The sequence below is a fragment of the Microcoleus sp. F10-B2 genome (assembly GCF_036704965.1).
GTDB lineage: Bacteria > Cyanobacteriota > Cyanobacteriia > Cyanobacteriales > Microcoleaceae > Microcoleus.
This window is the reverse complement of the sequence record NZ_JAUBTB010000063.1, coordinates 26,714-45,412: the sequence shown is the minus strand read 5'-3', so window position 1 is coordinate 45,412 and position 18,699 is coordinate 26,714. Positions and strand designations below refer to the sequence as shown.

At 46.1% G+C, this 18,699-nt stretch carries 20 protein-coding genes and 1 pseudogene; 10 read left to right on the top strand and 11 right to left on the bottom strand.

Features of this window, described 5'->3' with window-relative positions; translation table 11 throughout:
• The 4 genes and pseudogenes from QUA99_RS22570 to QUA99_RS22555 all read left to right on the top strand — a co-directional run.
• Positions 1–588, top strand: a pseudogene (locus QUA99_RS22570) (hypothetical protein); the annotation flags it as partial.
• Positions 589–687: 99 nt separating this feature from the next.
• On the top strand, positions 688–1,116 hold the full coding sequence (locus QUA99_RS22565) for an Imm1 family immunity protein (protein WP_333241072.1): 429 nt from the start codon (positions 688–690) through the stop codon (positions 1,114–1,116).
• Positions 1,117–1,273: 157 nt separating this feature from the next.
• The gene (locus tag QUA99_RS22560; RefSeq protein WP_333241074.1) at positions 1,274–1,906 is read left to right on the top strand and encodes a Uma2 family endonuclease; all 633 of its coding nucleotides are present in this window, start codon (positions 1,274–1,276) and stop codon (positions 1,904–1,906) included.
• 111 nt (positions 1,907–2,017) lie between these two features.
• Positions 2,018–2,641, top strand: a complete 624-nt coding sequence (locus QUA99_RS22555; RefSeq protein ID WP_333241075.1) for an SAM-dependent methyltransferase — start codon at positions 2,018–2,020, stop codon at positions 2,639–2,641.
• Here QUA99_RS22555 and QUA99_RS22550 read toward each other — a convergent pair.
• A complete protein-coding gene (locus QUA99_RS22550) occupies positions 2,629–2,898 on the bottom strand; it encodes a hypothetical protein (RefSeq protein WP_333241077.1) in 270 nt (89 codons plus the stop codon). The two genes, QUA99_RS22555 and QUA99_RS22550, sit on opposite strands and share 13 nt — an antisense overlap.
• A 20-nt stretch (positions 2,899–2,918) precedes the next feature.
• Positions 2,919–3,743, bottom strand: coding sequence for an NAD-dependent epimerase/dehydratase family protein (locus QUA99_RS22545; protein ID WP_333241079.1), 825 nt, complete (start codon positions 3,741–3,743; stop codon positions 2,919–2,921).
• 101 nt (positions 3,744–3,844) lie between these two features.
• Here QUA99_RS22545 and QUA99_RS22540 point away from each other — a divergent pair, with 101 nt between their 5' ends.
• The gene (locus tag QUA99_RS22540) at positions 3,845–4,732 is read left to right on the top strand and encodes a YkvA family protein (RefSeq protein ID WP_333241080.1); all 888 of its coding nucleotides are present in this window, start codon (positions 3,845–3,847) and stop codon (positions 4,730–4,732) included.
• Positions 4,733–4,862: 130 nt separating this feature from the next.
• Here the strand turns inward: QUA99_RS22540 and QUA99_RS22535 are convergent, their stop codons facing one another.
• Positions 4,863–5,177, bottom strand: coding sequence for a zinc ribbon domain-containing protein (locus QUA99_RS22535; RefSeq protein ID WP_333241082.1), 315 nt, complete (start codon positions 5,175–5,177; stop codon positions 4,863–4,865).
• A 153-nt stretch (positions 5,178–5,330) separates the two neighbouring features.
• Between QUA99_RS22535 and QUA99_RS22530 the strand changes: the two genes are divergently transcribed.
• From QUA99_RS22530 to QUA99_RS22520, 3 genes are all read left to right on the top strand, one after another.
• A complete protein-coding gene (locus tag QUA99_RS22530; RefSeq protein ID WP_333343534.1) occupies positions 5,331–5,504 on the top strand; it encodes a hypothetical protein in 174 nt (57 codons plus the stop codon).
• Between the two features lie 41 nt (positions 5,505–5,545).
• Positions 5,546–6,127 carry a hypothetical protein gene (locus QUA99_RS22525; protein ID WP_333241083.1) on the top strand — a complete coding sequence of 194 codons (582 nt, stop codon included), beginning with the start codon at positions 5,546–5,548 and terminating at the stop codon, positions 6,125–6,127.
• 233 nt (positions 6,128–6,360) lie between these two features.
• Positions 6,361–6,834, top strand: a complete 474-nt coding sequence (locus tag QUA99_RS22520; RefSeq protein ID WP_333241085.1) for a TspO/MBR family protein — start codon at positions 6,361–6,363, stop codon at positions 6,832–6,834.
• Positions 6,835–6,971: 137 nt separating this feature from the next.
• On the opposite strand, the gene QUA99_RS22515 is transcribed toward QUA99_RS22520, so the two are convergent.
• The 3 genes from QUA99_RS22515 to hslO form a co-directional block, all read right to left on the bottom strand.
• Positions 6,972–7,382, bottom strand: coding sequence for an ester cyclase (locus QUA99_RS22515; protein WP_333241088.1), 411 nt, complete (start codon positions 7,380–7,382; stop codon positions 6,972–6,974).
• Between the two features lie 59 nt (positions 7,383–7,441).
• A complete protein-coding gene (locus QUA99_RS22510) occupies positions 7,442–9,520 on the bottom strand; it encodes a hypothetical protein (protein WP_333241090.1) in 2,079 nt (692 codons plus the stop codon).
• A 246-nt stretch (positions 9,521–9,766) separates the two neighbouring features.
• Complete coding sequence (gene hslO / locus QUA99_RS22505) at positions 9,767–10,666, bottom strand: Hsp33 family molecular chaperone HslO (protein ID WP_333241092.1); 900 nt, start codon at positions 10,664–10,666, stop codon at positions 9,767–9,769.
• A gap of 393 nt (positions 10,667–11,059) precedes the next feature.
• On the opposite strand from hslO, the gene QUA99_RS22500 reads away from it, so the two are divergent.
• A complete protein-coding gene (locus QUA99_RS22500; RefSeq protein ID WP_333241093.1) occupies positions 11,060–11,713 on the top strand; it encodes a Crp/Fnr family transcriptional regulator in 654 nt (217 codons plus the stop codon).
• 18 nt (positions 11,714–11,731) lie between these two features.
• Here the strand turns inward: QUA99_RS22500 and QUA99_RS22495 are convergent, their stop codons facing one another.
• Together QUA99_RS22495 and QUA99_RS22490 are read right to left on the bottom strand one after the other, a co-directional pair.
• Complete coding sequence (locus QUA99_RS22495) at positions 11,732–14,341, bottom strand: CHAT domain-containing tetratricopeptide repeat protein (RefSeq protein WP_333460418.1); 2,610 nt, start codon at positions 14,339–14,341, stop codon at positions 11,732–11,734.
• Between the two features lie 439 nt (positions 14,342–14,780).
• Positions 14,781–16,001 (bottom strand): FtsW/RodA/SpoVE family cell cycle protein, encoded by a 1,221-nt coding sequence (locus QUA99_RS22490; RefSeq protein WP_333241096.1) that lies wholly within the window; start codon positions 15,999–16,001, stop codon positions 14,781–14,783.
• Positions 16,002–16,037: 36 nt separating this feature from the next.
• Between QUA99_RS22490 and QUA99_RS22485 the strand changes: the two genes are divergently transcribed.
• Positions 16,038–16,460, top strand: a complete 423-nt coding sequence (locus tag QUA99_RS22485) for an EamA family transporter (protein WP_333241097.1) — start codon at positions 16,038–16,040, stop codon at positions 16,458–16,460.
• Between the two features lie 117 nt (positions 16,461–16,577).
• Here the strand turns inward: QUA99_RS22485 and QUA99_RS22480 are convergent, their stop codons facing one another.
• The 3 genes from QUA99_RS22480 to apcA all read right to left on the bottom strand — a co-directional run bounded on the left by QUA99_RS22480 (position 16,578) and on the right by apcA (position 18,197).
• Positions 16,578–16,781 carry a phycobilisome linker polypeptide gene (locus tag QUA99_RS22480; RefSeq protein ID WP_007356911.1) on the bottom strand — a complete coding sequence of 68 codons (204 nt, stop codon included), beginning with the start codon at positions 16,779–16,781 and terminating at the stop codon, positions 16,578–16,580.
• 268 nt (positions 16,782–17,049) lie between these two features.
• Entirely contained in the window at positions 17,050–17,535 is a 486-nt protein-coding gene (gene apcB, locus QUA99_RS22475; RefSeq protein ID WP_015176902.1) for an allophycocyanin subunit beta, read from the bottom strand.
• A gap of 176 nt (positions 17,536–17,711) precedes the next feature.
• On the bottom strand, positions 17,712–18,197 hold the full coding sequence (apcA, locus tag QUA99_RS22470; RefSeq protein WP_015176901.1) for an allophycocyanin subunit alpha: 486 nt from the start codon (positions 18,195–18,197) through the stop codon (positions 17,712–17,714).
• Between the last annotated feature and the right edge of the window lie 502 nt (positions 18,198–18,699).

Genomic DNA, 18,699 nt, shown 5'->3' with positions numbered 1-18,699 from the left:
TATGTTCAAGTAAGCAAATCCGAAATTATTTTGCTCACTGCTGTTACTGTACCTCTTAGTCACGCAAAGTGCTGTATTATCATAAAAACCGTCCCTCCTGAAGGTAGAATTGTCAGTACAAAGTCTCAGTGGCTTGAAAGTAAATTTTATAAGAACTTACAGCAATTATTACCAGAGAAAATTAATAACAATTTAATCATCCAAAAATTCCATTCCTATCAACCTTACTGTATTGAAATTTCTTATTTTGATAAGTTAACAAATTTACGTATTGATATAACAATTGATAAACCTTATCACTATGAAACTGGTGAGCCTAAAAATTACGAAGTGCTTGTCCAAGAAAATCAGCGCCATCAACTCTTTTTAGAAAAAGGATGGATAGTCATTAGATTTGCTGAGGAGCAAGTAGTCTGTTGGCCACAAAGCTGTTGTCGGGTAATAGCCGAAGTAATCAATCAAATAATAGGTACACCAATTCCCGATGAATTGACAACTGTAGAAACTTTACGACCTATCCAGCAATGGAATGAATTTGAAGCACGACAAATGGCACAGGAACGTTATCGAGATAATTATTTAATCTAGCGATTGCCTTTTTTTCATCCGCAGCCATCGGTGTTTCATCCGCGTTTATCTGCGGTAAAAAAAAAGAACGCTCGCACCCCCAAAGAGAAGGAGGCAATAATGTTTGTGTTAAACCTATCAGCAGAAAATTGGGTTGGCAACCAGGACGAAGGTGACTTAATAGAAAGTCCTACTTGGAGTCAAATAGAACAAGCCATTCGCGAGTTAAATGGGAAAACTAAAACTTTAGTTACCTTGGGTGCAGATGACGAGTGTTATATGAGCATTGGCGGCGGTGAATCCGGGAAATATATTGTTAACGTAACTTTTGATAACGTTAGCTTCCATAATTTAGTATATCCATCAAAACCCGATGCAATAGAAAAGCTAGTTGTCGGCGGACAAGAAGGTAATTATTCCGTCAGGATGTGTGTAAATTTAGAGACGGCCCTGTTGGCAGCTCAAACATTTACAGCATCAGGAGAACTTGAAATATCACTGTCTTGGGAAGAAGAGAAAGAATTAGCGGTGTCATCAAATAAGATTTAACACAACCTAAGTGAAGTGCGATCGCCCTTTCTCCATCCGCGTTCATCCGCGTCAATCCGTCTGCATCTGCGGTTCAAAAAAAGCACCACCTTTTTGATAGTATCTGGCTCTGTGGTAAAATAAAACTAGAGTTTTCTCAGCTCAAGGAGATTTTGAGATGATTGCTACTACTTCAAGTTTAGCCGAACAGAGAACACTGCTAGAAAACATTAGCTGGTCAACCTTTGAAACGTTGCTCAAGGAAATAGGCGATAAGCGAGGTTATCGCATAGCTTACGATGAAGGGAGACTGGAAATTATGGCGCCACTATTTGAACATGAGAACTACAAGAGCAATTTCGGTAATTTCATCCTTGCTTTAGCAGAAGAACTCGACATAGAAATTAAAAGTGCTGGCTCAACTACTCTCAAACTCAAAAATGCCAAAAAAGGCATAGAACCAGATAACTGTTATTATATCCAAAATGAAGCAGCAGTTAGAGGCAGGCAAGAACTAGATTTAGAAACTGCCCCACCGCCAGACTTAGCAATTGAAATAGATATTACCAGCAGTTCAGTTGATAAGTTGGCCATTTACTCCGCACTTCGCGTCCCGGAACTCTGGATATATAATGGGGAAATTTTGAAATTTTATCAGTTGGTAGAGAGAGAATATATTGAGCGGGAATTCAGTGTGGCTTTTCCGTTTGTATCGGTAGCAGAAATGGCGGGGTTTTTCGATCGCACTCAGACGATAGGGGAAATTGCTTTGCTGAAATCTTTTAGAACTTGGGTTAAGGGGAAAATATAAAAGTGTCAATATCGATCGCACGCCAAATTAAAATTCCCCAATAGAGGCAAGCAAGCGCTCGAGTTTTTTGGTATATTTACTTAAAGGTCATTTAACTTACAGAGATGCACCATGACGCCTTCAGAGCAGAAATCAGTACCATCCAGTTTCTTTGATGAAACCTACCGAGGGAGTCCCGATCCTTGGGGATACACATCGAGTTTTTATGAAATCAGTAAATTCCGAGCAACTATCAGAGCTTTGCCAAAAGTCCAATTCAAAAATGCTTTGGAAATTGGATGTGCCATAGGTGTACTGACGCAGAAACTCGCCCCCAAGTGTGACAGATTGCTTTCTGTAGATTGTTCGGAGCTCGGATTAGAAGAAGCACGAAAACGCTGCGCCGATCTCCCACAGGTGCAGTTTGAGAAGATGCAGATACCCCAGCAGTTCCCAACAGAGAAGTTTGATTTAATTCTCTTTTCAGAAGTGGGCTGTTATTTGACAATGGAAGACCTCCTCGAAACCAAGCAAAAAATTATTGACAGCTTACTTCCGGGAGGTTATCTGCTGATGGTTCAATATCGGTTCCCAGTGGAAAGTTTTATCTTGAATGGCGAGATTGTTCACGATACCTTTATCCAAGATTCCACACAGTTTTTGAAACATCTTGGAGACCCACGCAAACGTTTTTTGATGCTAGATTTAGCACGTCACCATAAACGCTATCGGATGGATTTGTTTCAGCGGTTGTAAATGATCCCAGCCAAAATTTTTACCAAGGGTGCATCTACAATTAGCTCGGAAGCACCCTTGGTTTCTCTAACTCGATCGGTCAGTAAGAGCGAGTCTGCGTCAATAATTATAATTAAGTTTGTAGTGAGGAATTCCTCAAAGGTCAGCACCGATCGACCTCCAAAAATATTATTGTGAATGATTGACCGGATTTGATATAAATCAAAGAGCGATCGCCTGGTAAATTGCGAACACAAACAAAGAACGATCGCCTTCAATGACGCAATTCACTCCTCCATTAATACTCCCTAATCTCAGGATGGATAAATTGATAACCAGCCGCCTTAATCTTTTGATTCGACACCCTCGCATTATAAGGTCGCACGCTAGGACTTCCATCCCAAGAAGCTTTCGGCAAATTGTGAGTTTCAAAAATGCGATCGAGTAATTCGCGACTCGACAGCGACACATCCCCGACTAAATTATAAATTCCCTGCAATCGATTTTCCAAAGCAAAAGTTAACCCCCCAACAACATCATCCAGATGCACCCAATTAGTAGCATCTTCCCCCAGACCGGGACGAGTGTTCCCAGCCCAACGTCCAAAAATTTTAACTAATTCTCGCCCTGGCCCATAAATTCCTCCCAAACGGAGAATGCAGACGTGAAGATTTGGACTAGATGCTGCTAATAAAACCCGTTCGGTTTCTGCCATAATTTCACTATTTGGATTAGCTAGTTTGACGGGCGATTCTTCATTTACCAATTCACCTTGGCGATCGCCGTACACAGAATAACTACCCGTATAAATAACCTGCTTGACTGTCGGTATCTGCTTTAAAACCGATACCAAAGTAGTCGCCGTATCTAAATAACTCTCCTGATAAGTATCAGAATTGGGAGCACCTACGCACAGCATTACAGCATCTTGTTCTTGCAGTACAGAGGCGATCGCATCTTTGTCATTTCCCTTGACAACGGCCACCCGCTGCGCGACACCCTCCAACTCAACTACTCGGGTCGCCCTCGTAGTTGTCGCCGTCACAGTACAATCAGATTTGCCGCGTAAATGTTTGGCTGTCGCAGTACCCACATAGCCGCAGCCGACGATCGCAACTTTCATACAAAGTTCTCCATTGTGTCATTTTCTCTAAAATTATTGCCGGTTTCCGCAGCCCTTGAATGCGCGTGCCGAAATCATGGCGAGCTGAATTTTATGATAAAATGCAAAGCGTCGTCAGCGATCGGGGTAGCATCGTGTCCGAGAGAGATATTTTTGCCACATCCTCAGAAAGCGAACTTTTAGCTTTTTACGGTTCTTTGTTTGCGATCGCAGCCGCCGATGGTGCCGTTGATATTGACGAATTAGATTTGTTGTTTAAAACCATAAATTTAGACAAGTTTTCTGACTCCGCAAAGACTCAAATCCAATCCTACACAGCCACTCCCCCTTCACTCAGCGACTGTTTGCAAACACTCAGCCAATCAGCAGAACCGCTGCGTTTGGGAGTCATGTATTTTTTAATAAACATTACTTGGGCAAATAAGACGCTGCATCCTGCTGAAAGCGAGGCGATCCAATCCGCAAAAAAACTGCTGGCGGTTTCCGACTTGCAAATCCAAGCCATGCAGGAATTCATCGCAGACATCAAACAAATACGGGAGGCTGCGCCCAATCAAAATCAGGCATCAGCATCCTTCTATTCTGCTGTTTCCCAGCTTAAAAGTAAGGGCATTCCTCTCGATTTGATCGACCGGAAAGGAACCACAACAAACCTCAGCAACCCCAAAATGAACTATTCAGATGAAAGTTTTTGGACGAAACTTAAAAACTTTGCTTTAACCGCAGGAAGAGAAGTAGTAGAAAAAGCTTTGATTCTCTACTATGCGGCTCAGGATCCAAAGGTGCCTGCTTGGGCAAAAACTGTTATTGTTGGAGCTTTGACCTATTTTATATCTCCGGTCGATGCCATTCCCGATATATTAGTCGGCATGGGATTTACGGACGATTTGGGAGTATTGCTGGCGGCAATAGCTACTGTTTCAGTACACATTAATGCTGATACTAAAGAACAAGCCAAACAAAAAATGAAAGATTGGTTTGGCTCATAATATTATGTCCGGTGGATCGTTTTGTTTCCGCCTGCATCGGAATAATATAATCTGAATAATATAGCAGTTGTCAATCGGATGAAATACAGGACACGGCAGTGCCGTGTCCCTACTTGATTATTGTGGGTTCTCAGTCTTTAATCGGCTTGCCATCTCGATTGACAATACGGCTTTCACCATCCTTAGCCGTGACATTTTCATAAACCCCTTCATCCCGCTTCACGTACTTGCTGAAACCAGAATTTTTATAATCGGTGTCGGATGTCGGCTTCATCAACCTCGGAGCGCTCAGCAGTCGGCGTACCGGAGCATCTGCGGGAGTGTCTCCGGGTTCGCACTTAGCTAACTCGCACAGTTGGCCCCAAGTCGAAACTTCCAGGTTCATGCTGTGCGAAACTTCTAACTTCTGGTTGTTTTTGGGACAAAAATAATCGTATACAGGCATACTAAGAATCTCGTTTGCAACTACTAAAATTACTAATTGCACGGTTATTGATAATAATATAGCTCAACATTACTAAGAATTCAAGCCCAACAATCAAACTTTACTATTTTTAACGGTTGTTGAAACCTAAATCAGCTATATTATTAACCCTGTGTGCTTGCTCCCGGATGCGATCGAAACAAAGCCCAAAAGTACGCTACCCTGAAGTTCTCTGACTCGATCGAACGATCGCACCATCAACGGCTAGCAAATGCCCGCAAGACTTCGCTCAATGCCGTCAAAGGATCGATCGTGATTTTCAGACTGTACGCAAATCACAGATTCTAAGTTTCAATTTTATTTATTTACTCACCAGCGAGGATTTACCGATGAGCGATTTCAAAGTTACGCCAGAAGTAGAGCTGAATACAGCTCAAATGTTGGAGCGATATCAACTGCAAGATGAGACAATTCTGCGGCGTTGGGCAAAACTGCACGGCATCAACAGCACTCGCGGTTTCTTCTATCCCAGTGAAGTAGATTTGATAGATCATGCTCACCACCATCTTTACAATTTGGGAATGAGTATTGCTGACTACCAAAGTCTTTTAGACAGACGCCGCAGCCATTCTCAAACATCAGGCGACCAAAGTAAAACAGTAGCAAGTCAAGTTGCTGACGAAGCATACGATGCCATAGAAACCCTAACCGATCAGTATTCTGAAGCTATTGATTTAATGGGAGAACGTATAGCAGACCATTTCATAGATGAACTCGATTTATCTGTGATGCGCCACCTGTCTAAAAAAGTGAAAGACCGCCGCAGTCTCAACGGTCAAACTAAAAAGCCTAACCGTTTTCTCCAAGTGATTAAAGCCGTGTTGCAACCGAGCAGCGAAAATACGCTTCTGGTTCCCAAAAAAGATGACGACTCTAGTTTAGAATTAGAACAGCATCACCGCCTCGGCTAGCTGCATATTTAGTTGAAAGACTAAGCGCGAATTATAGCGGTAAGGTGCGCCTAGCGCACCCTACATAATTAAGTTCTGCGTCCAGGACTGTGAAGCCAATAAATTTACTGTTTTCAAGAACTCTAAATTACCTGTAAATTATAAATTTAAGACTGGATGCAGATGTATTTTGCGCGGTTATTACCTAAAATATATGTTTAATCTCAGCCGTAAATCTAGCCAAAGGTAGAGAAATGATTAAATCCTGGATGGTAATTGGAGGTGTCGCCTTTGTAGTAGCACTAGCAGCTAGCTTGCTCTCACCCAGCGACATCAAATGGTTCAACCGCTTGCAGCGTCCGAGATGGCTAGTATTTGAAAAAGCAATTCCCATAATTTGGACAGTAATTTTTATTTGTGCAGCATGGTCAGCAGTGATTGTTTGGGAAAAAGAACCGGGAACTCAGGAGACTTGGCTGAGAATGGGCTTGTACCTGCTTTTAGAAATAGTAACCATCTCTTACACTTCGGTTATGTGCAAACTTAAGAGCCTAAAAGTCGGCACAATAATCGGCGGAACGGGTGCTATTTTAAGCGTAATACTAGCTTTAAGTGTGTTGCAAGTTTCCGAGTCTGCCGCCCTATTATTGCTGCCTTACATACTTTGGAGTCCGATCGGCACTTACACCACTTGGGCAATGATGCACCTGAATCCGGCGGATGTTTAGGCTCTGAAATTAGTCATTTTAATGGGATGGCAAGCATCGGGAAAAAGCACTGTTTTTCGGTAGTCTCTAGCTGCAACGCAGGTTTGAGTCAGCAAAGACTTGATGCCAAATAATTGTACAGTTGCACAACTGGAAGCTTATGATATCGGTAGCCCAAGCTGCATGAACCAAGTGTGCTTGTCTATGTAACCGCGTTGAAAATGGATTTTGCCCTCAACAACATGAAAGAAGCCACAGCCTTGCAGGGTAAAACTTTTGCCAGTTGGTAGGTTGCCACCAAACTCACCTAGAAATGTGCCGCCACCAGTCCACTCGACGATCGCCCACTCGCCATCCTCAAACAGATTCTCAACGTGCGTGTAATTGTCTGGAAAAGCTTGGAAGAAGGTAACAAAACTCTCAAGCAATGCCTCGCGCCCGTTTAGAGGATCGCCAAAGGCAACTTGATGGTTCTCTGCATCGTCGTGATAAAGCTCGATCAGGGCGTGAGGGTCACGAGCGTTATAAGCAGAAACCCAGTCTTCGAGAACTTGCTTGGGCGTTTTCATTTTTGGTTCCCTAATACAGATCGGCAAAGATATTAGTTAGCAGCTTCTCACCGTCAAATTTAGCGACTCGGAGGGCTGCTCGGAGGCTCGGTTTCCGGGGGTTCGGGAGGGGGAGATTCAGCATCGGGAGATTCAGGATCGGGAGAATTCAGCGACTCCTCCCAAACTTTGATTTGCGATCGAGCTTGCTCAAAAGCCCGAGTACCCGAAGGAATTTTCTTCAAAGTTGCGATCGCCCCAGCCAGATCCGACGACGACTGTTCCACACCAAGCGCCAAAATCCGCTGGCTCCACTCATCAATCGCCTCGCTCGCCTGCCACCGGAGCGAACTCGACTCCGGCACCTGAAGAGCCAGGGAAATTGCCGTTTGCAAAGCGTCAGCAGTCCCCGCTCGGGCCGCCTGACGGGCGCTCTGCAAACCTTGCTCGCCCTGAAATTGAGCCTCCCAAGTCCGAATGTTCGATCGAGCTTCCTCATAAAGCACCCGTCCCGATCGAATCCGGCGGGCCATCTCAATTGCCCCCGCCAAATTGCCCACCGCCGCTAGCTGCTGAGCTCTATCCAAAAACGGCTGGTCAACAAGCCGCTGTCTCCTCTCGATCCAAGCTTGAATTTTGGTTTGAGCTTCCACGTAAAGCGCCCTACCTTGACCGATCCGAGAAGCTTGAGCAACGGCGGCCTCTAGAGCATTCGGATCGCCCGTACTCGCCAAATCGTTCGCTCTTTGTAAATACGGACTGTCTTCGAGCAGCTCGATTTGACGGCTCAAGCGGCTAATTTGACTGCGAGCTTCAGAAGCGCGGGGATTTGAATCCGGGACTGTTTGCAATTGCCCGATCGCAGCCCTCAAATCATTTACCCGTCCCGGCGCCGCCAGCCTGCTTGCCAAATCCAAAACTTTCACATCAGCCATTTCTTGCTGCCAGCGGCCGACTAAATCTTGAGCTTGTTTGTACAAAGGGCGGCTCGAATTCAACTTTTGAGCGATCTCGATCGCCTTGGACAAACCCTCAACAGAGCCACTCAAAGCCTGACCAGTAGCATTCGCCAACTGGTTAAAATCCTCAACTTGTTCCCTTAAATTTGCAGTGTCGGGAATCTTGTTCGCAATCGCGAGCGCCTGCTCCCAATCCCCTGAGAGCAAGCGTTTTTGGGCTATATCCAGAATTTTCTTGCTAAATTCCGCGATCGCCTTATTGGCAGCTTGATACAAATAACTGTTTTGACCAATTCCCTGAGCCAGCTTAATCCCCATCACCAGATTGTCGAGCCCTCCCTCTGCCGCTGTATTCCGGGCTTTTACCAACTTATTGCCCTCAGTCCGAGTCGCTTGAATCAGCTTAGTCAATTCCTCGTACTTAGTCGATTCCCAGAAAGTATTGCCCAAATCCAACAGCAAAGTAGCTTGGCGGAAAGCCAGCGTCCACTCTTCCTTACGCAAGTGGTCTTCGGCCGTGCGGTAAATTTTCTCTGCATCGATCCATATCGACTGCCACTTTTCAATCTGCTTTTCCACCGTCGGGTAAGCGGGAACGTCTTGAGGAACCTTGCGAGCAATCGCAATCGCCTGATCCAGCTTTCCTTCTTGGAAACTAGCATTTCCCAGCCTGAGAATATCCTCCGACCACCGCTCGATTTGACCGTTAATTCTCGGCCGCAGCGGATGGTCTTGTGGCAAAGCATTAACTAATTCGATCGCCCTGAGCAAATCATCCGCCGTCCGCTTGCTTGCTGCTTCTTGAGCGCAAAAAAAGCGATCGTTAGCAGAAGCCGTCGGCCAAAAAATCTTTGAGCAATTCGACTGCGAGGTCAGGTTGAGTAAAGACGCAATTGCCACAAACCCCATACCCACCGATAGCATCAAACTCAGCGCCAGCCAAAACTGCCACTTATGCGACCAGTTCCGCCAAAACGGATTGTGTTCCTCCGGCGGCTGCGAGTTTTCCCCAGACAAATTCGGCGGTAGTTCCAGATGCCCTCCCGGCAGTTTTCCCGAAGTAACCAACTCTCGGAGCTCTTTAAGTCGTTCAGCCCGGTTTTTCCTTGCTGGTAAGCGCACCAGCGACGAAGTATCCTTTGTTGACTCCAAGGATTCTGATGCAGACCAACGGCCTGATGTTTTGCGATCTTGACTCATATCCTCACCACAAACAACAACCAGCCTGTCTTTATTATTTCAAAACAGCGATCGCTGCTATTGACTGCTCTATAGAATGTATTCATCACTTTTAAATACTCCAGCAGGCGAAAGACTACAAGAGGATCTCGCCAAACCCCAAAAATCAAAATTTTGTGATTAGGTAATTGATAAAGGGTAATTGGCAATTGGTCAAGGCCTTTATCCCCAACTCGCACTCCTGATTGCCAATTACCAATTATTATCTCAAGAACCGGAGTTCGATCGCAAATCGCCGATCAGTTCCGCAAGTTGGTCGCTATTAGCTTTGTAAACCTCGTTGCAGAAATGGCACGTAGCCTCAGCCCCCCCATCTTTTTCAATCATGTCTTGGAGTTCCGCTTCGCCCAACATTTTCAGAGCTCCCAAAACTCGATCGAACGAACAGCCGCAGTCAAAGCGCACCATCTGAGTTTCCGGGAAAATTTCCAGACCCATATCTCCCAATAACTCTTCTAGAATCTCGTGCAGCGTTTTGCCGGATCGCAGCAGCGGCGTAAAGCCCGACAGTGCAGCAACTCTAGATTCTAAAGTTTGCATCAGTTTTTCGTCCGTTGCCGCCTTCGGCAGAACCTGCAACAGCACACCCCCAGACGCTTGTACCCCGCCCGCCCCCACAAACACCCCCAAAACCAGAGCCGAAGGCGTTTGCTCCGAGGTTGCCAAATAATGAGTCAGATCGTCCCCTATTTCGCCGGAAACCAATTCTACCGTACTTGAATAAGGGAAGCCGTATCCAACGTCCCGCACCACGTACAAATAACCGTCACCTATTGCCCCGCCGACATCGAGTTTGCCTTTAGCATTGGGCGGCAATTCCACTTCGGGATTATCCACATAACCTCGAACTGTTCCATCAAGTCCCGCATCCACCAGAAGCCCGCCCAGCGGCCCATCTCCTTTGATGCGAATGTTGACTCTCGATTCGGGCCGTTTCATGCTGGAGGCGAGTAACAGCCCCGCCGACATCGTGCGGCCGAGGGCGGCTGTAGCCACGTAGGAGAGATTGTGCCGCTGTCTTGCTTCTTCGGTGAGGCGGGTGGAAATGACGCCTACAGCGCGAATTCCGCCCTCTGCGGCTGTAGCGCGAATTAATTGATCGGCCATGAAAAACCTTACTTTGTCTTTTAGTACCTGCTTGAACTATTTTAGAAGGTTGTCGCAAGAGATAGCAGCAGTTGACTTGGTGGGTATGGGAGGACGATCGAACTTCAGAACTCGCCTCTGTTTTCTATAAAACCTTGATTTACCTACTATTTATTAACAAGTATTATGAGTTTTTCTTCCACTTAAATATTTATTTAATATGCTCGTGTAACGAGTGCATTTATTTTCCATAATCCACCCGGTTGTCAGTCATTTTATAACAACTAATGACTGACAACTAATGACTAAAGCTTATCTTGCCGCTAACCAGACGATTACCAAACCTTTACCTTTGTCGGCTAGAGTGAGCAATGTAGGTCTCAGACCAATGTTTTTTAGCTGGAAATAAGCGATATGCCACCAACATCCAAAGCACTTTTAGCGGAAATCCAGCATAACACAGGAGCGACTCGCAACTTGCATTTTTATGCCAAGGGCGAAACCATTCCTATGATGTCGCAAGGCCTTTGGCGAGTCTGTCAGGGTCTAGCACAACTGAGCACGCTTTATCCAAGCGGGGAAGAAGGACTTTTGGGTTGGGTTGGGCCTTCGATGTGCTTCGGTTTGTGGTTGACAAATTTGCAGACTTACCGAGCTACGGCGACATCAGATATTTATTTGATGTGGTATTCTATGGTGGAAATCGAAGCTTCTCCTCAATTGGCTCACGAGTTGCTGCCTCAAATGGTACGGCGGCTGCGACAAATGGAAGCAATTTTAGCGATCGCCGGACAGCGCCGAGTAGATGACCGTTTGTATCAGCTACTGCTATTATTGCAACAGGACTTCGGTCAGCCAGTGGTTGAGGGAACTCGTTTGAATATCCGTTTGACACATCAAGATATTGCTAATGCTATTTGCACGACGCGGGTAACAGTAACTCGAATGCTGGGAAAATTGCAGCAGCAAGGGTTAATCAGTCGAGATGGCGATCGGCATTTAATACTTAACAAAGATGTTTTTGCGTCCACCTCCGATTTGTTTGGCTGCAACCCTCAAGCAGTGTAGCAAGCGCAGAAAAAAATCTTATTCTGCTTCGCCAATCAGCGTAAACGCTGCCCAATCTTGCGGAGTTGGGTGCATCTTCATTGTCATCAGCATCGCTTGCCGCAAAGCTTGAGCTTTATTCGGGTTTTTCTGTAATTGGCGATAGAATTCTGCCATTAATTCCGCTGTCGGCTCATCGGGCACTAACCACAGAGAAACGATTATACTGGAAACACCAGCACTAATTAAAGCACGAGATAATCCAAGCACACCATCACCTGTGAGTTTTCCTCTGCCAGTATTGCAAGCACTTAATACCACTAATTCAGCATTTAATTTTAAATCCAAGATTTCGCTCGAAGTCAGCAATCCATCATCATTTCCTGATGGAGCAAGGGCGATCGCTCCAGGTAAATCTCGCCTCTTCACTTCATTGAGTAATCCGTGAGTTGCCAGATGAATAATTCGGGCTTTTAGCATCTGTTGAACAATCGATGCTTTAGTGGCTTGAGAGCCTGTAATCGGTTTAGTATTCAGAAGTTGGGCAATTGTAATTGCTTCCTGTTCGCTGCCCGGTAAGGGAGCTAATTGGCGCGGCGGGTTGCCAATTTTGGGCATAATTGGATTGCCGATGACGAGGTTATTTTGCAGAGAAAGTTGTCGGACTTTTTGCCGCGATCGGCGGGTTAAATCCAAAATTTGAATTGCGGGAGCAGTGAGGATGGTATGTTTTTCAATCAAATATTGACCTGTCGGATCTTGTAAGGCGACAAAGGGAACTAAAAACAGGGATTTATGGGGAATGAAGATGACAGGAGCATTCGGGTCAGTAGGTAAAAGATCGGCAATAGGTTGAATCAGTAGTTGATAACTTTGCTGTAATTTGGGGTAGATTATGCGAGAATTAGCAGGGGTAGAAGCAGGGGGATTAGCTGTTTGTTTATTGGCAGTGTCCCCCGCTGATACACCCAGAGCCTCGCGAGTGCCGCGAATCATCTCAGCTAAGGCTGTATCTTGCTCGTTTAATCCTCTCCTCCCAGTAGCAGCAGATACTCTTGTCCCTTCGGTGGCTTCGGGTAGATTGATGTCGAGAGATTTGAGGTCAACTGAGCGAAAGGTAATTTCACCAGTCGGCTTGATGACCCAAATATAAAGGGCTTCATTCCAAATAGTTGAATACTCGACGAGGGTAGCGTTTTGCTCTTTAGCGATTTTTTGAATTTGCTGGATATTGGGGGGGTTGATAGTAGTTGGGACAGAGGCAGATGGGGCAAGGCGAGATGCCAATAACTCGACAAAAGCTCTGGCTCTACCTCGTTCGGCAATTTCTAAAGCGTCATTAGTTTTTTTCCGAGCGATGAAGACTTGCTGTAAAATTAGGTAGGGGTTAGTTTGCGTTTCAAAGATTGACACTTTATTGGCATCGTCTAATCCAGCACGGAGAGATTCCAAAACTTTAATACTATCAAGTAGGTTTTTTTCTGCTGCTGGGAGATCGCCCGATTTGTAGAGAGCCAATCCTAGATTGTTCAGAGCGCCCCCCTCGCTGTCGCGGTCTTTAATTTCGCGCGCGACCGCCAACTGCTGCTGAGTGTACTCGATCGCTTTGGCGTAGTCGCCGAGGTTACGGTAAGCATTTCCCAGATTTCCCAGAGCTATCCCCTCGCTTTGGCGGTCTTTAATTTCTCGCGCGATCGCCAAGTGCTGCTGAGCGTACTCGATCGCTTTGGCGTAGTCGCCGAGGTTGCGGTAAGCAATTCCCAGATTTCCCAGAGATTTCCCCTCGCTTCGGCGGTCTTTAATTTCGCGCGCGATCGCCAACGACTGCTGTTGGTACTCGATCGCTTTGGCGTAGTTGCCGAGGTTATCGTAAGCACTTCCCAGATTTCCCAGAGCGTTCCCCTCGCTGTCGCGGTCTTTAATTTCTCGCGCGATCGCCAAATGCTGCTGAGCGTACTCGATGGCTTTGGCGTAGTCGCCGAGGTTACGGTAAGCAAGTCCCAGATTTCCCAGAGCGGCCCCCTCGCTTTGGCGGTCTTTAATTTCTCGCGCGATCGCTAACTGCTGCTGAGCGTACTCGATCGCTTTGGCGTAGTCGCCGAGGGAAAAGTAAGCATTTCCCAGATTTCCCAGAGCTTTCCCCTCGCTTTGGCGGTCTTTAATTTCGCGCGCGATCGCCAACCACTGCTGAGTGTACTCGATCGCTTTGGCGTAGTCGTCGAGGGAAAGGTAAGCAATTCCCAGACTTCCCAGAGCGGCCCCCTCGCTTTGGCGGTCTTTAATTTCTCGCGCAATCGCCAACCACTGCTGAGCGTACTCGATACCTTTGGCGTAGTCGCCGAGGTTAAGGTAAGCAATTCCCAGACTTCCCAGAGCCGCCCCCTCGCTTTGGCGGTCTTTTATTTCTCTATAAATTATTAGTGCCTGTTGCCAAGACTGCAAAGCAGCTTGAAATTGACTAATCTGATACTGCTGAATCCCTTGCTTGAACAGTCGGTCTGCTTCGGCTTTCCGCTGAGCTTGAGTTTGAGCCAAGGCCTGAGAATTGAGGATTTTAAATTGAGAATTAGGGATAAACCGAAACTCACCTACAGTCAGCGTCGGTAAGATTGAGATGAGTCCCGACAATCCAATTTTTTGCAGTTTCATAACTTTTGACAGGCCTCTGGTTTGAATATCCGCTTGACACATCAAAATATTGCTAACACTTATTAAAGCTCAAATGCCACTCCATGAGAATTGTTCGTCTTGATTTTCCGCTCGATATCTACAGCAATATCTTTGCAGCCCGAAACGATATAATTAAGCGGTGCATCTATTTATGACCAAACTCAATGGCTAACTCAACTCAAGAAACACCGCAACCAGACAAAAAAGAATTAACTGACATCACAGCTAAACCTCAAGAACAACAAGAAGAACCGCCCAATAAGGGTGACGGGCGGAAATAGTCGATCGCCCGGAATGACGGGGCCACAGAAGGTAAAGAAACCGGGTTTTTTGACTCTTATTGAAGGTTTTAAGCAAATATTTTGGTTAAAAAACCCGGTTTCTAGCTACCCGCGCCTCAAAGAAATAACTTGACAAATTATTCGGTTTGTGTAGTGCCGTTGTTCGATCGTAAGTTCGGCTTTCCCGGCTTTCCACGGAGGCCGTTTAAAGAAACCACATCAGCCTCAGAACTCTCCCTCGCCACCCGAATCAGCAACCCCGACAACAACAAACTTGCCAACATCGAAGAACCCCCGTAACTAAAAAACGGCAGCGGCAAACCCGTAGTCGGCAAAACCCCCGTCGCCACCCCAATATTCAGCAGCGACTGTCCCACCATCACCACCATCACCCCAATCGCCACCAACTGACTCTCACTATTTCGAGCCTTCATCGCTACCCTCAACGCCACAGTAGAGTAAGCCGCCAACATCAGCAACAGCGAGAAACCTCCCACCAAACCAAACTCCTCAGCAAACACAGCAAAAATAAAATCGCTGTACTGAATCGGCAGATAAAATAACTTTTGCTGCGACATCCCCAAACCCACACCCCAAATGCCCCCTGAACCCACAGCCAGAAGACTTTGAATCAACTGATAACCGTCTTGCATCGGATCTGCCCAAGGATTGAGGAAAGACATAATCCGGCGGCGCTGGTATTCCCTAAAACTAATACTTAAAACTGCCAAAAGCATTCCCCCAATAGCCGTTGCGCCCAACTGCAAATAAGGCAAGCCAGCCGCTAAAGCCACTAACCACAAAGTCATCCCGCACAAAGCCGTGGTACTTAAATTCGGCTGCAACAAAATTCCCAACAGCATTGCACCGAAAATTAACAGCCAAGTAAAGCGAACTTTATTCGTCAACCGGGGCCAGTTGCCGAAAATGCGGGCGCTTTGAAGAACGAAAAACGGCTTGATCAACTCAGAAGGTTGAATAATTGGAACCGGGCCCAGAGATATCCAGCGAGTCGCCCCGTTGATAGTGGTTCCCACCCCCGGAACTAAGGTCAACCAGAGCAATCCCAGCAGCAACAGGACTCCTAACTGAGCTGTTTTCAGCAGGTAGCGCAGGGGGGAATACACCATCAAGTTAAAACCTGCCAGCCCGATCGCCACTGCGATTAGCTGTCGTTTAAAATAATAAAGGCCGTCTCCAAATTCATAATTTGCAATGGGATAGGAAGCCGAAAACAATGCTGTCAGCCCGACAAACAGCCACAGAAAAGTCAGCCACCTCAGCCACCGAGCCTCAGCGGCCCATTGAGACGCGCTGGGGTCAAAAAAGGGAATGAAGCGTCGAATGTCATTAGCCATAGGATTTTAGAACGATCTCAATAAACTCTAACAAAGATGGCTAAAGTACCAGATTGGTTAATTTACGCATTAATCTGTTCGCTATTATATGGTTTGTGGGGATTTTTTGGCAATTTAGCGACTAAATATATTGACTACAAAACTGCTTTTGTTTATGAAGCAATTGGCGCTATTTTAACTACTTTATTTATTATTATCCAAACTAATAATTTTAGTTTTGAGGGAGATGTTAGGGGAATTTTGTTTGCCTTGTTAGTTGGCGTTTGCGGCACTGTGGCGTCATTAGTATTTTTTATAGCCCTTGGCAAAGGTGAAGTTGCCAATGTAGTGAGTGTTACGTCTATCTATCCGCTGATTACTATATTATTATCGTCTTTATTCTTGAAAGAGGCTATTACATTACCACAAATGCTTGCTGTTTTGTTAGCGATAATCGCAGTGATACTTTCTGCTTATTGAAATATTTGTCAATCATTAGATTAACAACGCTGGACATTATTCCTTCTGCTATAACTATAACAAACAAAAAAGAGGTCATCGCGACCTCTTACCCCTCTACTAATCCAGCTTCGGCTCTTAAAGTAAACCTGTATTAGCTCCGGGCTTACCGGTAGCCAGTTGCACTTTAATAATTTTGCCGCCCATTTTCATAATTCTTTGCTGTTCCCGGAACCAGTTGTCGTAAGGAACAAGCTTAGTAAAATAGGTATTTTGCAATTCGCGCTGAGTGCGGATGCGAGTTTGACTGGGGACGCAAGCAGTCACCTTAAACATTCTCATGGGAAACAAACTCCTGAGTAGGTTTACAGATTATTAGATGGATTTTTTAAAGATTGAAGGCAGGGAGTTAGGAGTCAAAACTAGCTCGTTAAAACTCGTCGGGCTTTCTCGACCAGCCTTTGACGGTCTAGCAATCACTCTCAACTTCCCTGACCTCTTTTCAAAGCCAAAGGTAACAAGTCCAAAGTTAAAAGTTAAAAGAGGCAAGAAATAAATATTTTTCTTTCTTCCTTCTTCTTCCTTTTTCCTTCTTCCTTCTTCCTGAGTCTTAGCTCAAGCCAGAGCAGATGTAGTCGAAATAGACGCCCATTTCTTTACCAGCGTCAGAACCGACCAAACCGGCGGTGACTTCTTTCATTGCTTGGATTGCTTGTACGGTAGAACCGATGGGCACGCCCAAGGAGTTGTAGGTTTCTTTCAAACCGTTGAGCACGCGCTCATCGAGGATGGAAGGGTCGCCAGCTAGCATGGCGTAGGTGGCGTAGCGGAGGTAGTAGTCCAAGTCGCGGATGCAAGCTGCATAACGACGAGTGGTGTACATATTGCCGCCGGGACGAGTTACGTCAGAGTACAACAGAGACTTAGCAACTGCTTCTTTGACGATTGTGGCTGCATTGGCGCTGATGGAGGTAGCTGCACGGACGCGCAGTTCGCCAGAAGCGAAGTAGTTCTTGAGCTTGTCTAGAGCGCTGATGTCGAGGTACTTACCTTGAACGTCAGAGGAATTGATAACGGCGGTAATTGCGTCTTGCATGGTTGTCTTGTTTCCTTGAAAGTGGCTGAGTCAGTCCAATTTTGGAGCTAGAATTTAGAATTTGGGATTTGGGATTTGAGATTTTTAAGTGGCCCTTTATCTGCAAAAGCTTTTAGCTTGTTAGCAGTAAGGCGCTTTTTTTCAATCTAAAATCGAAAACCTAAAATCGAAATTCCTTACTGCATCGCACCGATAACGTAGTCGAAGTAAGAGGAAGCTTCGGAAGCGTCTTCTCCAGACAGCAGCGAACTTGCTGCACTTTTCATAGCGCGAACGCCTTCGGCGACGGCTTCAATCGGGGTGCCGAGAGATTTGTACATTTCGCGGACGCCGACGATACCGATTTCTTCGATCGGAGTAATGTCGCCAGCTACGATTCCGTAGGTGATCAAACGCAGGTAGTAGTCGAGGTCGCGCAAGCAAGTTGCGGTCATTTCTTCGCCGTAAGCGTTGCCGCCTGGAGAAACAACATCAGGGCGCTTTTGGAAAAGTTGGTCGCCTGCTGCCTTGACGATGCGTTCGCGGGATTCGCTCAAAATTTGGGCGATGCGGACGCGGCGTTCACCAGAGGTGACAAAGCTCTTGATCCGATCTAATTCACCTGGGCTCAAGTAGCGAGCTTCGGCGTCTGCGTTGACGATTGATTTGGTGACGATACTCATCTTGTGTGTACCCGCTGGATATTTTGCTATACGAACTGCTCCCCGCTGAGCGAGCGACGGTGGGCGCTTGCATCCCGTACCTTTCATTCTCAGGCAGGAGCTTTGACAGGGAAGGCCGGACTTTCCACAGCCAGCAACTGTTAAAGTTGTGGGCGGGAGGCGACCTTCGATGTTTGACGGCGCTGGTTCTTCACGCCGGTGCGCTTGTGAGTGCCCGCACTAAGCCTGTCGCTTAGAATACCACAAATGACTGATGCGATCTTTAATTTTTGATTTAGATTGCAGCAGGCCACTAAGTGGCGATCGAGTGACTGTCGGGCAGTTAGTAAGGATATTGCTTCTCTGACACAACTACCTCTCGCAAGTATTTTGAGGCATTATGTTCACATTCTGAGTGTTACTGTAATAGTTTGTAACATTCATTTTCATATTTGGGCCCTCGCTTGGGTGTTCAGCGTTAAAATTTCACCGATTTAAAATTTGCTAAAATGCTTTCGCAGCA

Excerpts from the sequence above, each read along its gene's own strand:
- QUA99_RS22485 (WP_333241097.1), top strand. The coding sequence starts at position 16,038 with ATGGCTAAAGTACCAGATTGGTTAATTTACGCATTAATCTGTTCGCTA.
- QUA99_RS22515 (WP_333241088.1), bottom strand. The coding sequence starts at position 7,382 with ATGAAAACGCCCAAGCAAGTTCTCGAAGACTGGGTTTCTGCTTATAAC.
- apcB (WP_015176902.1), bottom strand. The coding sequence starts at position 17,535 with ATGCAAGACGCAATTACCGCCGTTATCAATTCCTCTGACGTTCAAGGT.
- QUA99_RS22520 (WP_333241085.1), top strand. The coding sequence starts at position 6,361 with ATGATTAAATCCTGGATGGTAATTGGAGGTGTCGCCTTTGTAGTAGCA.
- QUA99_RS22540 (WP_333241080.1), top strand. The coding sequence starts at position 3,845 with ATGCAAAGCGTCGTCAGCGATCGGGGTAGCATCGTGTCCGAGAGAGAT.
- QUA99_RS22560 (WP_333241074.1), top strand. The coding sequence starts at position 1,274 with ATGATTGCTACTACTTCAAGTTTAGCCGAACAGAGAACACTGCTAGAA.
- QUA99_RS22535 (WP_333241082.1), bottom strand. The coding sequence starts at position 5,177 with ATGCCTGTATACGATTATTTTTGTCCCAAAAACAACCAGAAGTTAGAA.
- QUA99_RS22510 (WP_333241090.1), bottom strand. The coding sequence starts at position 9,520 with ATGAGTCAAGATCGCAAAACATCAGGCCGTTGGTCTGCATCAGAATCC.
- QUA99_RS22500 (WP_333241093.1), top strand. The coding sequence starts at position 11,060 with ATGCCACCAACATCCAAAGCACTTTTAGCGGAAATCCAGCATAACACA.
- hslO (WP_333241092.1), bottom strand. The coding sequence starts at position 10,666 with ATGGCCGATCAATTAATTCGCGCTACAGCCGCAGAGGGCGGAATTCGC.
- QUA99_RS22490 (WP_333241096.1), bottom strand. The coding sequence starts at position 16,001 with ATGGCTAATGACATTCGACGCTTCATTCCCTTTTTTGACCCCAGCGCG.
- QUA99_RS22545 (WP_333241079.1), bottom strand. The coding sequence starts at position 3,743 with ATGAAAGTTGCGATCGTCGGCTGCGGCTATGTGGGTACTGCGACAGCC.
- QUA99_RS22480 (WP_007356911.1), bottom strand. The coding sequence starts at position 16,781 with ATGAGAATGTTTAAGGTGACTGCTTGCGTCCCCAGTCAAACTCGCATC.
- apcA (WP_015176901.1), bottom strand. The coding sequence starts at position 18,197 with ATGAGTATCGTCACCAAATCAATCGTCAACGCAGACGCCGAAGCTCGC.
- QUA99_RS22525 (WP_333241083.1), top strand. The coding sequence starts at position 5,546 with ATGAGCGATTTCAAAGTTACGCCAGAAGTAGAGCTGAATACAGCTCAA.
- QUA99_RS22495 (WP_333460418.1), bottom strand. The coding sequence starts at position 14,341 with ATGAAACTGCAAAAAATTGGATTGTCGGGACTCATCTCAATCTTACCG.
- QUA99_RS22555 (WP_333241075.1), top strand. The coding sequence starts at position 2,018 with ATGACGCCTTCAGAGCAGAAATCAGTACCATCCAGTTTCTTTGATGAA.
- QUA99_RS22565 (WP_333241072.1), top strand. The coding sequence starts at position 688 with ATGTTTGTGTTAAACCTATCAGCAGAAAATTGGGTTGGCAACCAGGAC.